Source organism: Alteromonas sp. 38, assembly GCF_902506055.1.
Taxonomy (GTDB): domain Bacteria; phylum Pseudomonadota; class Gammaproteobacteria; order Enterobacterales; family Alteromonadaceae; genus Alteromonas; species Alteromonas lipotrueae.
In genome coordinates this window covers 3,274,731-3,288,437 of the sequence record NZ_LR733300.1, presented here as the reverse complement: position 1 = coordinate 3,288,437, position 13,707 = coordinate 3,274,731, and the positions used below count along the sequence as shown (strand labels likewise).

Annotated in this window: 14 protein-coding genes; 12 read left to right on the top strand and 2 right to left on the bottom strand. The window is 41.7% G+C overall.

The features are described 5' to 3' along the window. Positions 1-61 precede the first annotated feature (61 nt). Complete coding sequence (locus FLAVO9R_RS14325; protein WP_159532355.1) at positions 62-475, bottom strand: VOC family protein; 414 nt, start codon at positions 473-475, stop codon at positions 62-64. A gap of 102 nt (positions 476-577) precedes the next feature. On the opposite strand from FLAVO9R_RS14325, the gene soxR reads away from it, so the two are divergent. From soxR to FLAVO9R_RS14275, 10 genes are all read left to right on the top strand, one after another. After that, positions 578-1,030: a redox-sensitive transcriptional activator SoxR gene (soxR, locus tag FLAVO9R_RS14320; RefSeq protein WP_041452735.1), complete on the top strand. Its 453-nt coding sequence runs from the start codon at positions 578-580 to the stop codon at positions 1,028-1,030. A 70-nt stretch (positions 1,031-1,100) separates the two neighbouring features. Beyond that, positions 1,101-2,066 (top strand): 23S rRNA (adenine(1618)-N(6))-methyltransferase RlmF, encoded by a 966-nt coding sequence (rlmF, locus tag FLAVO9R_RS14315; protein WP_159534643.1) that lies wholly within the window; start codon positions 1,101-1,103, stop codon positions 2,064-2,066. A gap of 94 nt (positions 2,067-2,160) precedes the next feature. Beyond that, positions 2,161-3,324, top strand: a complete 1,164-nt coding sequence (locus tag FLAVO9R_RS14310) for an alpha/beta hydrolase (protein WP_159532353.1) — start codon at positions 2,161-2,163, stop codon at positions 3,322-3,324. Positions 3,325-3,537: 213 nt separating this feature from the next. After that, positions 3,538-3,882, top strand: coding sequence for a RidA family protein (locus FLAVO9R_RS14305; protein ID WP_159532352.1), 345 nt, complete (start codon positions 3,538-3,540; stop codon positions 3,880-3,882). A gap of 73 nt (positions 3,883-3,955) precedes the next feature. Beyond that, complete coding sequence (locus tag FLAVO9R_RS14300) at positions 3,956-4,111, top strand: hypothetical protein (protein ID WP_159532350.1); 156 nt, start codon at positions 3,956-3,958, stop codon at positions 4,109-4,111. Then, positions 4,108-4,842, top strand: a complete 735-nt coding sequence (locus tag FLAVO9R_RS14295) for an SDR family oxidoreductase (protein WP_159532348.1) — start codon at positions 4,108-4,110, stop codon at positions 4,840-4,842. Before FLAVO9R_RS14300 ends, FLAVO9R_RS14295 begins: the two co-directional genes overlap by 4 nt. Before the next feature lie 173 nt (positions 4,843-5,015). Continuing rightward, positions 5,016-7,163, top strand: coding sequence for a TonB-dependent siderophore receptor (locus tag FLAVO9R_RS14290; protein WP_159532346.1), 2,148 nt, complete (start codon positions 5,016-5,018; stop codon positions 7,161-7,163). Positions 7,164-7,166: 3 nt separating this feature from the next. Continuing rightward, positions 7,167-8,414: a PepSY-associated TM helix domain-containing protein gene (locus FLAVO9R_RS14285; protein WP_159532344.1), complete on the top strand. Its 1,248-nt coding sequence runs from the start codon at positions 7,167-7,169 to the stop codon at positions 8,412-8,414. Between the two features lie 216 nt (positions 8,415-8,630). After that, entirely contained in the window at positions 8,631-10,700 is a 2,070-nt protein-coding gene (locus FLAVO9R_RS14280; RefSeq protein WP_442858578.1) for a TonB-dependent receptor, read from the top strand. A gap of 267 nt (positions 10,701-10,967) precedes the next feature. Further along, a complete protein-coding gene (locus FLAVO9R_RS14275) occupies positions 10,968-11,660 on the top strand; it encodes a hypothetical protein (protein ID WP_159532340.1) in 693 nt (230 codons plus the stop codon). Between the two features lie 68 nt (positions 11,661-11,728). Here FLAVO9R_RS14275 and FLAVO9R_RS14270 read toward each other — a convergent pair whose 3' ends face one another. After that, the gene (locus tag FLAVO9R_RS14270; RefSeq protein WP_159532338.1) at positions 11,729-12,721 is read right to left on the bottom strand and encodes a hypothetical protein; all 993 of its coding nucleotides are present in this window, start codon (positions 12,719-12,721) and stop codon (positions 11,729-11,731) included. A gap of 92 nt (positions 12,722-12,813) precedes the next feature. On the opposite strand from FLAVO9R_RS14270, the gene FLAVO9R_RS14265 reads away from it, so the two are divergent. Together FLAVO9R_RS14265 and FLAVO9R_RS14260 are read left to right on the top strand one after the other, a co-directional pair. Next, on the top strand, positions 12,814-13,023 hold the full coding sequence (locus tag FLAVO9R_RS14265) for a hypothetical protein (RefSeq protein ID WP_159532336.1): 210 nt from the start codon (positions 12,814-12,816) through the stop codon (positions 13,021-13,023). Positions 13,024-13,159: 136 nt separating this feature from the next. Further along, a complete protein-coding gene (locus tag FLAVO9R_RS14260) occupies positions 13,160-13,675 on the top strand; it encodes an Mpo1 family 2-hydroxy fatty acid dioxygenase (protein WP_159532335.1) in 516 nt (171 codons plus the stop codon). Positions 13,676-13,707: the final 32 nt, after the last annotated feature.

Sequence of the window (13,707 nt, the reverse complement as noted above, 5' to 3'; positions counted from 1 at the left end):
TAGGGTCAGAGTAAATTTAAATTAACTCTGACCCCTTTTTTCCACTTTTTACCTCAGCTTCTTAGCTGGTATACGACACCACTTCAGCTTCAATACCCTCTCCAAGCATGAAATAAAAACGCCTTCCAGGTTCGTAGTTACCGTGGTTGTATGTATCAAAACCTAAGGCGAATACTTTTTTCTCGATAGTGTCTAAATGCTTTACCACGATACCTAAATGATTAACGTGGGCTAGGGTGGTGTGATCGAATGAGGCTTTGCTTTCACTAGTTGGGTTGCTAAGCGTTGTATTCACTTCTTTCGGGGCGTACAGCGCAAGATAAGCAGAATCTGACCCAACGTGTACGGTGTAGCCATCATCTTTGGCAGGGCCGCTCCAACGAATATGCCAGTCAAATAGTTCACATAATGTGTTAGCGATGGCATCTGGATCCTTGACCGTAATGTTAGCGTGTTCAAGTATAGCTGGTTGCATAGTGTTTCCTTATTGATTAAATGGGGTTATGGATTAATCGTTAGAAACAGCTTAATATCTCAAGCTAACTTTAGATCAAGTATTAAGTTTAACTTTTTTAAAATGGCCCCTGAACCCCTTGTTAGCATTGGCTTTGTCGCAAAGCGAACTGGCAATGCTGTATCGCTTATACGTTACTACGCGAACGAATCTCTCATACCCTCTGTGCGAACATCTGGAGGAAACAGGATGTTTCCTCGTTCGGTTATACGTAGGGTGTCGTTTATATTAATCGCTCAGAAATTGGGTTATGCATTAGAAGATATTCGGCAACTTCTTAATACGCTGCCCGATAAACGCACGCCGAATAAAGAAGACTGGGCTAAGCTTAGTGAAATATTTAATGCACACATAGCAAGGCGTATATCAGAGCTAACAGCGTTACAATCCTCATTAGAGGGATGCATCGGCTGTGGCTGTTTGTCTTTAGACAAATGCAACCTGTACAATAAAAACGATAACATTGCCGAGAATGGAGCGGGAGCCCGATTCCTTTTAGGTGACAGCCCGAAGTAAAATAGACGCTGAATATAGGAACTCACCTTTGGCAATAACAAAACCAGCTAATTCAAACGCTAGTACTAGTATGCACACCCGTAATTTACATAGAAATGGCTACCCGATGGCCGCGCTGTGCCAAGCACATCCTGAATTATCGGGCTATGTGATTAATGCTAAGAGTGGCAAGAAAAGTATCGACTTTGCCAATCAAGACGCCGTTAAAGCGCTAAATGCAGCATTGCTTATTCACTACTATGGACTTAAAACGTGGGACATACCTAATGGGTATTTATGCCCGCCTGTACCTGGTCGAGCTGACTATATTCACGGCATTGCCGATGTATTGGCGCGAGCCAATGGTGGCGTTATCCCTAAAGGCGGTGAGGTAAAAGGGCTGGATGTGGGGATTGGGGCTAATGCCATTTATCCTATCATTGGCAGTCAAAGCTATGGTTGGCAGTTTGTGGGAAGCGACATCGATGCGGTATCAGTGAAATCGGCGAAATCAATTGCTAACAAAAATCCAAAGCTTTCCCCTTTATTGTCGGTACGAAAGCAGCCGAATAAAGCGAAAATCTTTGAGGGCATTATTCAGCCTAACGAGCACTTCACTTTCACCATGTGTAACCCTCCGTTTCACAAATCTGCCGAAGCTGCGGCGCTGGGAAGCGAGCGAAAAGCCATCGGTCTTAAAGGAAATAAGCAAAAACGAAGTGGCAAAAAGCCTCGTGTTGATATTCAAGCTAATACAAACGCACATACCTCTGCTAAAGCGAAACCCGATATCAGTAGCGTAAAGCTAAACTTTGCAGGAACCGGTAATGAATTGTGGTGCGAAGGGGGCGAACTTGCCTTCATTCAGCGCATGATCATTGAAAGTGTGGCGTTTAAAACACAGGTAGATTGGTTCACTTGTTTAGTGTCTAAAAGCGACCACCTAAAACCCATTGAAACCAGCATCAATTACTATGGTGCAAAGAAATTTCTCAAAGTAGACATGGGGCAGGGGCAAAAGCAAAGCCGATTTGTGGCGTGGACGTTTACTGAATAAATGTTAAATAATGGGTCAGAGTACTTTAATCAATGAATAATCATTAAAGTACTCTGAATCCTTTTAAGTTTTCAAAAGTTTGATTAAGGATGTCATGAAAGTATTAAGGAAATTACTACTCAGCTTTGCGGTAATGGTTTGCGGGGCGCAATTATCAGTAGCACAACAACTTGTTATAGAAGAGCAAGTGCTGAACTCAAACGTTCTCGATGAAGAACAAAAGTTTACCGTATACCTTCCTGAGAACTATGATAGTGACGCGGATCATAGGTACCCTGTTTTATACGCTCTGGACGGAAAGTATTATAAAAATATGGTTAGTGCCGTTATTGCTCAATTTTATGCTGATGGGCTAATACCTGACACAATTGTTGTCACAATCGACAATGAGGATCGCATTAGAGATTACACTCCAAGCCCTCACTCTACCGTTGACGTTGAAAGCGGTAAAGCTGATAAATTTCTAGATTATATAGAAAAAGAACTTATTCCCTTTGTCGACTCAAACTATAAAACTTCCGATTTTAAAATACTTCAGGGGCACTCATTAGGCGGGTTATTCTCTTTATATGCCCTTCAAGCTAGGCCAGAACTATTTACTGCTCATTATGCTTTTAGTCCGTCTCTCCATTGGGGAGATAACGCGACAGTTAAAAAAATAAAGGAGTATATTTCGTCACGCAAAACCTTAAACCAGTTCATTTATATGAATTTAGGTGATGAAGTTATTGTAAGTGGATACACAACACGAAATACAATGAGGGATTCTTTTTTAGAGTTAAGCGCCTTTTTTGAGGAAAAATCCATTCCAGGGCTAAGAGTGAAAAGTGAGGTTTTTCCTACATTGCCTCATGTAGCAACCAACATAACTGGGCTAGTGAACGCAACGAATGCGCTATATCGAAACTGGGTATTGTCCTTCCCTGTAATGGAAAAAGGCCCCGAGGAAATATCGGCACACTATAAAAAGTTATCTTCCGACCTATATTATAAGGTAAAGCCCCGTATAGGTTCCCTGAACTTCGCTGCTGACTACATTACGAACGGAGTGAAGCAGCCTGAAAAAGGCATGGCAATACTTCACTACAATGCCTCGCTTTATCCTGATTCAGCACAGGTAAAGTTTAGCCTTGCTAAAGCTTATAAAAGCCGTGGAGATAAAGTTCGTGCTAGAAAGTTTAGTGAAGAAGCATTAGTGTTGATTAAAGACGATGTAGCGCTAAAAGCTTCTATTACCGAATTTTTAGGAACATTATAAGCTGTTCAAAATATGATGGGGCAGAGCACTTTAATCACTATTAAAGTCTTATGCGCCCTTTTTCAGGCTTCTTTTCATTAAAGTACTTTGACCCCATTTCGTTTATTTAGGAGTGTCCAATTGTTTCTCAGACTGGTTCGAAACCTCGTACTTCTTGGCTTAACATTACTCTTTTGTTCTGTTTCTACTGCTGATACTAAAATAGAGAGAAAAATGTATAACCCGTGGGAGGCAGAAATTGGTTACTCCCAAGTTGTTATTGCAGGTAACAACGTTTATTTATCGGGTATCGCAAGTGATAAAGCTACGATGGAAGCGCAAGTAAGGGAAATCTATACCCTTATACAAAATACCCTCAAAGATAATAACCTAGGCATGGAAAGTATCGTAAAGCAGGTAATTTATACCACTGATATTGAGGCGTTCAAAAAGCTGGGCAAGGTGCGAAAAGAAAAGTTTAAAGAGGGCCAGTATCCAAGCTCTACGCTAGTAGAAGTACAACGGCTCTATAGCCCAAACCACATGGTTGAGATAGAGGTGGTTGCGTTTAAAGAATAGATATATCAATGGGTTAATTAAGCCGTCGTTCGTTTTACTAGATGGAATATCAGAATAAATTCAAAGGGCCTTGATGATGTTGTGTAAAAACATCAATGTTTTACAAATAGGTGGTAGTGCTGGTTTAGCAGTAGGGTTAGCATTATTTGCTTTATCTGAGTGGGTTAGTGAGCTTTATCGTTTGCCCCTTAACATTATTTTATTTTTAGAAACGGAAGGTGGCATATGAAAAATGTAAAAGTAGCCTTGGTAACAGGCGGGGCGAAGGGCATTGGCGCAAGCATCGTTGAAAAGTTAGCGGCGAATAATGTTGCCGTGGTAGTTAATTATGCCAGTAGTAGTGATGCTGCAAACGAGCTCGTTGATAAAATTAAAAGTAAAGGTGGGCAAGCCATTGCGGTAAAAGCTGATGTGTCGAAAAACACTCAGGCACAAAGCTTGTTTGAAGCAGCGCTACAAAAATTCGGTAAGGTAGATGTACTGGTGAACAATGCGGGCGTGATGGCGCTTTCACCGCTAGCCGATACCAGCGATGAAGATTTTAACAAACAGTTCGACGTTAACATGAAAGGTGTATTCAACATGCTCCGGTTAGCATCGACCCAACTTCATGTAGGCGGAAGTATCATTAACCTTTCCACCAGTGTAGTGGGGCTTAAATTAGAGCGCTATGGTGTGTATGCCGCGACTAAATCTGCGGTGGAAACCATGTCAGCTATTTTGTCGAAAGAGCTAAGAGGTAAAAATATTTCGGTAAATTGTGTCGCGCCAGGGCCTACGGAAACAGACCTATTCACAGAGGGGAAATCCCAAGAACTCATCGATAAGCTCGCCAATATGAGCCCAATGGAAAGGCTAGGTCAGCCTGAAGACATTGCTAATGTAGTTAGCTTTTTAGCTAGCGACGAAGGACATTGGGTTAATGGACAAGTGTTACGGGCTAATGGTGGGGTTATTTAACTTAACTAGGTAATTTAACCGAAAAACAGCAGGTTAGGTAAAAGGAATTTTTACCTAAAATGAGCATGAGTTTAATAAGCGTAAATTCCTCGCTTTGCAATTGAAAATGATTCTTATTTAGGTTAAGGTGTGCGCCAAATTTTAGTCCTTTATACTTTAGTGGAATACAATAAATGTCGCGCAGCGCTACCTCACTTGGAATTTTTCTTTCTGGCTTATCTGGGTTTGTTTTTCTTGGATTTAACAATGTAGTTCACGCTCAAGAGGCTGAAACTGACTCGGTAGAACATGTTGAAGTTAAAGGTAGAGCGCAGCAGTTTTACTTAGATACCAAAACCAAAATCGGTACTAAAACTGATGCTGATCTCATCGATATTCCCATGTCTGCGCAAGTACTTAGTGCGCAACTTATTGCTGACCAAGCTGCACGTGATATTACCGACTTATATCGTTCTATTGCTGGCGTCAGTGAGTACAGCTATTCCGGCGTGACATTTCGCGGCTTTCGTGACGAAGATAACGTATTTTATGATGGTGTAAGGGGCGATCCTTATTCAGGCTTCAGCGTGCCTGACTTATTCAATGTTGCCCGGGTAGAAGTGCTAAAAGGTCCTGCGGCAGCGTTATATGGCGGCGGAGAACCCGGTGGCATGATTAATTACGTCACTAAAAAACCTACCTTTACCGACAATAAAGAAATTACCATAACAGGTGGCAACTATGATCTGCGCGGTATTTCAGGTGAGGCTACAGGTGGGTTGACCGATGATGTGGCCTATCGGATTGGTGGTTTTTATGAAGCACAAGATAGCTTTAGAAATAACGCGGATATGGAAAATATCGAGCTAGCTGGCGGTATCCTCTATAACGTTAGTGACAATACACAGTTGACCACCACCTTCGATTACATCGTTCAAAACCTCGGCGGCCACCGACTTCGCGGTGTCCCCGTTGACGATGAAGGCAATTTCTTAGTCGATTTAACCTATAACGCGAACGAAGAAAGTGACTTTCAAGATATGGAAGCATTCGTCTTTCAAACCCAGTTAGCACACACCTTCAGCGACACATTCAAGGTTAGTTCTACCCTTCGCTATTTAACCAACGAGCGAGATCAGGCTTATCACGAGTCTCGCAGTTGGGTTGATGTTAACGGTGACGGCGAAGCTAATATTGATGACGAGACTATTCGACGTGAATATCGCAGCCAATACCGTGCCAATGACGAAGTCAGCCTAACTACTGACTTCGTTTACGACTTCAGCACAGCGGGTTTAGAGCACCAATTATTATTTGGTGGTGATTGGCACTACATGGACACGGAATACGATTACCTGCGTGCTAGGTATGAAGCTGATGGCATCGCTAATCTTAATATTTTTACGCTAAATTATGGTGAAACCGATCCTAGTACCTATAACCTTACTGACCAAGAAAGAGATGGTATACGTCGTAACCGTCAAGGGTTGTACGTACAAGATATGGTGAATTTAACAGACAATATTATTGTTATGGCAGGTGCTCGTTTTGATAGGTTTGACGAGCGAGACAAAGAGACTGGAACTGAATACGACGATTCAGATGTTACCTATCGTGCAGGCATTACTTATAAACCGTTTAAAGCAATGTCGGTGTACGCCAACTATTCAGAAAGCTTTAACCCCGTTGATGCCACTGACCAAGCTGATGCCAATGTTACTGCCCTAGAACCTGTTAGCGGTGATGCCATTGAGTTTGGTGTGAAAAACGAGTGGTTGAACGGAAGCATTATGACCACAGTCGCCGTGTATCATATAAGCAAAGAAAACTTGGTTTACAATAATCCTGATTACATTGAAGGTGAAAATGACGATACCGAATCAGCGCTCATTAATTTTGGTGTAGTAGAAAGTGATGGTGCCGAATTTACCTTGGTAGGCGATATTAGCGATACCATCAGCGTGACTGCTAACTACGCGTACAACGATACTATTGTGGTTGACGGTAGCTCAAGCAACACTTTTGGTGAGGGTGATAGATTTGTAAATGCGCCACGTCATCAAGCTGGCTTGTGGACAAGGTTTGCGATTAATAGTATCGACTCATCTATTGCTTTTGGAGTGAATTACGTGAGCGAGCAAATAAGTGCAGATGCGCAAAGGGTAAAGCCTTTCACTGTATTTGATGCAAGCTGGACAACACGATGGGACGCGGTTTTACTTAGTGTAAATGTGAATAATTTATTTGATAAAGAGTATGCAGTAAGCGGCTTTAGCGAAAGAAATGGCCACTTCCCAGGGCAGCCTCGCGAAATTATCGCCCAGCTTCAATATAATTTTTAATAAGTGCTAAGCAAGTCTACATGGTTTTCTATTCACAGCTGGGTGGGCGTTAAGCTTTCCATCCTGCTGTGCTTCATAGTAGCTACCGGCACGCTTGCTGTGGTGTCCCACGAAATTGATTGGTTAGCTAACTCAGCAAAACGGGTATCCCCGTCAAGTGTAAGTGATATGAATTGGCAGGCGGTTTATGCACAAGCTCTTACTAAAACCGCGCAATTAACCCCCCCTGTACGAAAAATAGAGTCTATCCACGCGCCTCTTCATCCTTGGTTCAGTGCAGAAGTTATCTATCGCGATAAGGATAACCAACGGCACCGTTTGTTTTTTCATCCCACAACAGGTGAGCATTTAGGCGATGGACGCTGGTTAAACTGGCAGCGATTTTTGCGAGTAATTCACCGACATCTAATGTTGCCACTAACGCTTGGCATCACCATTGTTAGTGCCTTTTCTATCGCTATATTGGCGGTACTGATTTCTAGCTTGTATATTTATCGGCGCTGGTGGAAGGGCTTCTTTCGCACGCCCCGTTGGCGGCACAGGCAAACCCGTTGGGGCGACTTACATCGGTTAGTTGGTGTTTGGAGCTTATGGTTCTTGATTGTGATAGGACTTACAGGCAGCTGGTATTTAGCAGAACGTTGGGGCGCAGCTGCTCCCAGTCGTGACAAAGGCTACGCAATGACCGAAGCCGCGATGGACGCACCAATAATGCCAACTCAAGCCGCGTTTATCACTATGTTGCATATTGCACGAGCGCAGTTTCAAGCGCTTACCATTCAAGAAGTGCGACTTCCCAACAAGGCCGCTGGGGTAGTGGTGTTCCAAGGCCAAGCCAGTGCAATACTGGTAAGAAGCCGAGCGAATACCATTCAATTCGACCCTGTTTCTGCTGAAGCCGTTTTCAAGCAAGATGGAAATGATTTGTCGTTACATACCCGTATTTCAGAAGCAGCAGATCCGCTGCATTTTGGTGTGTGGGGTGAAGTGCAAGGGAGTACGGGGAAGTTAGCGAGTAAGATTTTGTATTTTTTATTTGGTATTTTTCTTACGGCCCTTTGTATAACTGGCACGTACATGTACGGGTTGCGAGTAGGGCGAAAGGTTGACAGTATTTCTTCTAAAAATACACCGTTTGGGGCCTGGCGAGTCGCCTTAAAAAAGATGGGGTGGGTAGCGTGGCTTTTTGCTACCGGAATTGCTGCTTGTTTAGGATATGGAGCCTATTCTTATTTACCTTTTGGAAGTTAATAAGGGCTTTCTTTCTCTGCAATCTATCAAAACAGATACTATTTTTCCTTAAATTCGATTAACTGAATGTTAATGTTTATCATTTGCGTTTGTGCTAGCATCGCGTTTTTGAAAGCTTTTGTCAGTATTTTGTATAGGAAAACCTTCATGCAGCGCAGTCGTACGTCAGTAAATGTTCGTTTAGGCCTTAAGTTAGGTAAAAGTTTGGGGCTTGGCTTGGGCCTAAGCGTTGGAGGCATTGCACTATCGAATGCGGCCTACGCAGAAGAAACAATGACGAGCGAAAATGAAGTAGAAGTTATTAAAGTAAATGGTACCTATTTTAACGACTATAAAGTAGGTGATGCTTCCGGTGCCATGCGTGCGAATGTTTCATTACTTGAAACGTCTCAAGCCGTAACTGTCATTCCTGAAACTATTATAGATGAGCAACTTGCAACAACCTTAGGTGAAGTACTCAATAACGATGCCAGTTTGTCGCCGGGTTCTAAACAACGTAACCGCGAAGTATTTAGTTCTCGAGGCTTTGAATTAAGCTCATCTACTGGCTATTTGCGAGACGGGCACCAGCATTGGTCGCACTATCAACAGCCTATTGAAACGCTTTCAAGAGTAGAGGTTATCAAAGGGCCGTCTAGTATTTTATATGGTCAGTCTGCACCTGGTGGGCTTATTAATATGGTAACCAAGCAACCTACCGCGTCTCGCTTATTGGAGGTTAGCGCAGACACCGACCAGTATGGTTCTACACGATTTATGCTAGATGCTGGTGGCGAGATTACTGACGATACCGGCTATCGCGCAGTATTGGTGAAACAGGATGTTAATTTCGATCGTGAATATCAAAATGGCGAGAGAAGAGAGCGCGATCGCTTCCTAGGTTCATTAGTGCTAGAACATAAAATTAATGACAGCTTAATAGTAAATGCTTACTACGATCGAACCAACGATAAAGCGGGTTTAGATACAGGCGCATGGTTAGATGAAGATGCTAACGTAATCAGCAATAGAAATACCATTAACGATTTTTCTTGGGCGTTCACTGATATTCATGTTGAAAACAAAGGGGTTAAATTAACCTATTTCATGAACCCAGAGTGGCAAGTGAAGGTGGGTTACAATGAGCAATCGTTTGAAAGACAACGTTTTGAGTCATCGCCTCGACTTCCTTCTGATTACGAAATTGGTAACAGTTATACCTCTAATCCTTACGATCGTTCAGACGATTGGCAATTCAAAACCGCGTTTATCGATTTTAACGGTGAAGTTTCATTTGGTGGTATCGAGCACAATATTCTGATTGGCGGAAATGCACTGGATTACTACTACGGTCAGCTTATTGAAAGAGGGGATGCAATAACCTATACCGTAGGGCAACCCGAACCGGCCAAACCAGATTTGAACTACAACACCGATGAAACGTTAAGTACCACTGAATACGATTATTACGGTGTGTATTTTCAAGATTTGATGACGTTCAATGAACAATGGCAAGTTGCCATTGGCGGGCGCTTCGATAAACAAAGCCGTGAAGGTGCTGACAACGAGTCATTATTACCAAAAGTTGGTGTGTTGTATCACCCAGCTGAAAACAGCACCGTGTATGTGAACTACTCAGAAGGGTTCGAGCCCCAATCAAGTGAAACCATTGAAGACGAACTCGACCAAAACTTCGGTATGGAATTAGACGCAACGACGTCGAAACAAATCGAGTTGGGCGCTAAATGGGAAGTATCAGAACGTCTACTAGTTAACGGTGCACTATTTAATATAGAAAAGACCGGAACACTTATTTCAGAGCAGTTGTTGAATGATCCTTTGTACACCAAGGTCACTACGCAATCTGGTAAGCAAACTCACAGAGGACTAGAACTTGCTGCACAAGGTGCGGTTAGTGATAAATGGTTTGTGATGACATCAATGATGTATTTAGATGCTGAGTATGAAAAAGACGAGAACTTTGAAGGCAATACGCCAGTTGATGCGCCTACATGGTCTGCCTCGTTGTGGAGCCGCTACGAAGTTACTGAAAAATTAGCACTGAATGCGGGTATCTTTTACCAAGGCGAGCGCTACGCAGATAGCGCAAATACTGTGTTAAAAGATGCTTATAGTCGTGTTGATATAGGTGCTACATACCGAACTGATATTATGGGTAAACAAGTTGATGTAAGGCTAAATGTAGAAAACGTATTTGATACTGATTACCTTGTTGGTGGCGGCATTAACAACGTCACTATTGGTGATGGGGCTACTGCACGTATAGAGCTTAAAATGTCGCTGTAATAGCGGTTATATAGTCTTTTGTGATTTGATTAAATCAGGGGGATGGGAAACTGTTAAAAAGAAATTTTACAATCTAAACTTTGAAGATGGTAAGTTAAAATTAAGTGTTTTGACTACCTTGTCGTTGGATTTGATATTAACGTTAGCAAATCATTTAGATTAGCTATTGTTTATAATAGTAACTTTAGAGCTCAATTTACCATTTCTTAAGTGGGGGAGGGAAAGCCTTATGGACTATTCAAATTTGATAGCTGGTAAAGTTTAGAGATGTCTTTATTAAAATTTAGAAGCATCGCCGTAATGGCGATTGCTTTTATTACAGTATTCCCCTATATATTTTTAAATTTTTCTATACTTCATGGCAGATCTGACCCTCAACTGGGTATATATATAATAAAAGTCATATTAGTGGCTATTGTGTTGTTTACGGGGATTTTCATTTTTTTAAATGAGATTTCTATAGATGGAATTAGAGAAAATTTTAGGCAATTAATGTTCAGGTTTTTAAAGCTAACGTTATTTTTGTCTCTTACTTTATTATTTTCGTTTACCTCTTTTAATCAATACTCAGCATTCGAAGATGCTGCTAATCCTTTAACTAGTTCAGAGCGACTTCTTGAATTAGAAGGGTTCGAGACTGATATGGGATATGAAATAGATAATCTACTAGCTAAAAACCCATCATCCCCGAGTGAGCTGTTACAATCACTATCGGAAAAGGAAGAGCAATTGGGTACCTTGGTGGCGTTAGTAAGTAATAAAAATGTTTCTATCAATACGTTAAATAGAATAGCTTCGAAAATTTCTTCTCAAGGAGGGGGAAGTAGAGAAATATTAATTACTTCACTGAAAAAAAATCCCCGTATAGTAAGTGGGGAATATAGTTTTAAAGAACTATCATCAGGAAAATTGGTGATTTTTTCAGGTAAAGAAGCACATACACTTACACTAAACCGATAAGATTATTCGCAGATTATCCATTTAACCATTTGAGCAACTCTTACCCTTAAATATCATTGCCTCAGCTCCTAATCCACATTACTGAGTGACAGCACCAGTTCATTAGGCGCATCTACACATAAATAAACTTCAGTAGGGCGTTCACAAATGGTACCCATTAACGTGAACCAATAAACCGGTGTTGAAAAAGTTAGCTTAATATTCGCGGTGCCACGACCCACTTTCAATTGCTCTTTATCGCACTCCCACTCGCCAGCTTCACAGGTTTGAATATGAGTTAAGGGAATAAAAAGCAGGCTGAAAAAACTGGCATTTACGATAAGGTGATTGTTGTGGCAATAAACAGAAAAATGCCTGCTAATTCGATGACTTGCCGTAACACTAATGATGCCGTAGAAAATGACTGACGCGACAATAATGGCGGCAATTTCACTCCATAAAATTAATAAAGAATAAGACACACACGTCACCGCAACTAAACCTAACAATACTAATGCGAAATGCCACCGTTTGGCACTTAGCAGCGATAGGTTAGCTAAAGCGGGCGTGTGAGCCTTTGTGAATTTAGGAATGGCGTAATACCAACTTGCGGGTTCGCTAGCCATAATTAGCGTAACTTCTCGTTTCTTATCGTCTTCGTTTATGTTGTTGATTAACGCATTAATGCGAGGATCACCTTTAATTTTTCGAGATTTCCATAGCATAGACACGACGTGAAAAATCACCACGAATTCGATAATAAGCAGTATGGCAATAACCGGATAGCGCACCCAGCTTAAAAATTCAAAGTAGCTAGCAAGAGAAACCGGCATGGAATAGCGAGCGACAACACTGGCGAGACTAAAGGGAATGATGATCTTCCATTTTTTCTGCTCACCGACCTTTATAACGCAGTACCAAAACAGAGCTGGTAGAACAATGAAGTAGGCAAACAGGAAGCCAGCAGAAAGTATCTGGTCGAATGAAGAATTAATAGTCTCTGGTAGTAGTATGAAGCCTAAAGTGTAGGTGGCTATAGCAAACAGTAAATAAAGTACTCTAAAGCGAACGGCCTTGCGCATGAAACATCCTTGTTGAGTTTATAACTTTATGTTTTTATTGTTTAATCACTGCCTTAGAAGGTAAGTTATATTGTGCAATAAGGCAATTTTTAGTGGGGTTGGCGTTTAAGGCTATCCCCTATGTGGAACTTCAGCCTACCGGTGCCAACTATGCTGGTACCGGCTATGCCATGCATTATTTCGACATATCCCAAGAAGACACGCAAAACCAAATAAGTGCTATTACCTTCACTCGCCTATCAACACGCTCTTCTAGTTTGGTAGCAAGCAACTGTTTGTTTGAGTTTGGTATACGGCGATAAATAAAGCACACGTATCGGATTCTATTTTTTTCAAACACTACTATCAATTTGAACTAATTGTCGGCTTGGCGACAGTGTGAAGTATTCTTTCTCGCTAATCTCACATGCTCATAAGAAAAAGTTTATAGGTAGTAGAATGAAAACGCTTGAGCAGCATCTAAGTGAGTACGCAAAATATCATAGAGATCAACGTAATATTTTCACCCATTACATTGGTATTCCCCTTATTGTTTTTGCGTTTTTAAGCTTGTTAAGCCGCCCGGCTTTTGAAGTCACTGCGCCTATCGTAGGAGCATTATTACTAAGCCCTGCGTTATTCGTGTGGGTCATCGGTAATGTGTTTTATTTAAAGTTAGATGTAAAGTTAGGTCTTACCATGGTGGTATTAACCGGGGCATTGCTTTACCTCGCACAACCTTTGGCGCAAAGCGCAACATGGGTATGGCTATCTGCCTCAATCGGTATTTTCGTAGGCGGTTGGATTTTACAATTTGTTGGCCATCATTTTGAAGGTAAAAAACCAGCCTTTGTAGACGATATTATGGGCTTGGCTATTGGACCGTTGTTTGTGGTTGCAGAACTTGGCTTCGAGCTTGGTTTACGAGGAGAGCTTCAAGCTAAGATTGAAGAAAACTCAGGTGTAGTACATTAGTTACCGGTTTGGTATGTAAAACTAGAATGGCA

What these genes read in the sequence shown, in the direction of transcription:
- FLAVO9R_RS14275 (WP_159532340.1), top strand. Translation starts at nt 10,968, where the DNA reads ATGTCTTTATTAAAATTTAGAAGCATCGCCGTAATGGCGATTGCTTTT.
- rlmF (WP_159534643.1), top strand. Translation starts at nt 1,101, where the DNA reads ATGCACACCCGTAATTTACATAGAAATGGCTACCCGATGGCCGCGCTG.
- FLAVO9R_RS14310 (WP_159532353.1), top strand. Translation starts at nt 2,161, where the DNA reads ATGAAAGTATTAAGGAAATTACTACTCAGCTTTGCGGTAATGGTTTGC.
- FLAVO9R_RS14300 (WP_159532350.1), top strand. Translation starts at nt 3,956, where the DNA reads ATGATGTTGTGTAAAAACATCAATGTTTTACAAATAGGTGGTAGTGCT.
- FLAVO9R_RS14270 (WP_159532338.1), bottom strand. Translation starts at nt 12,721, where the DNA reads ATGCGCAAGGCCGTTCGCTTTAGAGTACTTTATTTACTGTTTGCTATA.
- FLAVO9R_RS14260 (WP_159532335.1), top strand. Translation starts at nt 13,160, where the DNA reads ATGAAAACGCTTGAGCAGCATCTAAGTGAGTACGCAAAATATCATAGA.
- FLAVO9R_RS14305 (WP_159532352.1), top strand. Translation starts at nt 3,538, where the DNA reads ATGTATAACCCGTGGGAGGCAGAAATTGGTTACTCCCAAGTTGTTATT.
- soxR (WP_041452735.1), top strand. Translation starts at nt 578, where the DNA reads ATGGCCCCTGAACCCCTTGTTAGCATTGGCTTTGTCGCAAAGCGAACT.
- FLAVO9R_RS14295 (WP_159532348.1), top strand. Translation starts at nt 4,108, where the DNA reads ATGAAAAATGTAAAAGTAGCCTTGGTAACAGGCGGGGCGAAGGGCATT.
- FLAVO9R_RS14325 (WP_159532355.1), bottom strand. Translation starts at nt 475, where the DNA reads ATGCAACCAGCTATACTTGAACACGCTAACATTACGGTCAAGGATCCA.
- FLAVO9R_RS14290 (WP_159532346.1), top strand. Translation starts at nt 5,016, where the DNA reads ATGTCGCGCAGCGCTACCTCACTTGGAATTTTTCTTTCTGGCTTATCT.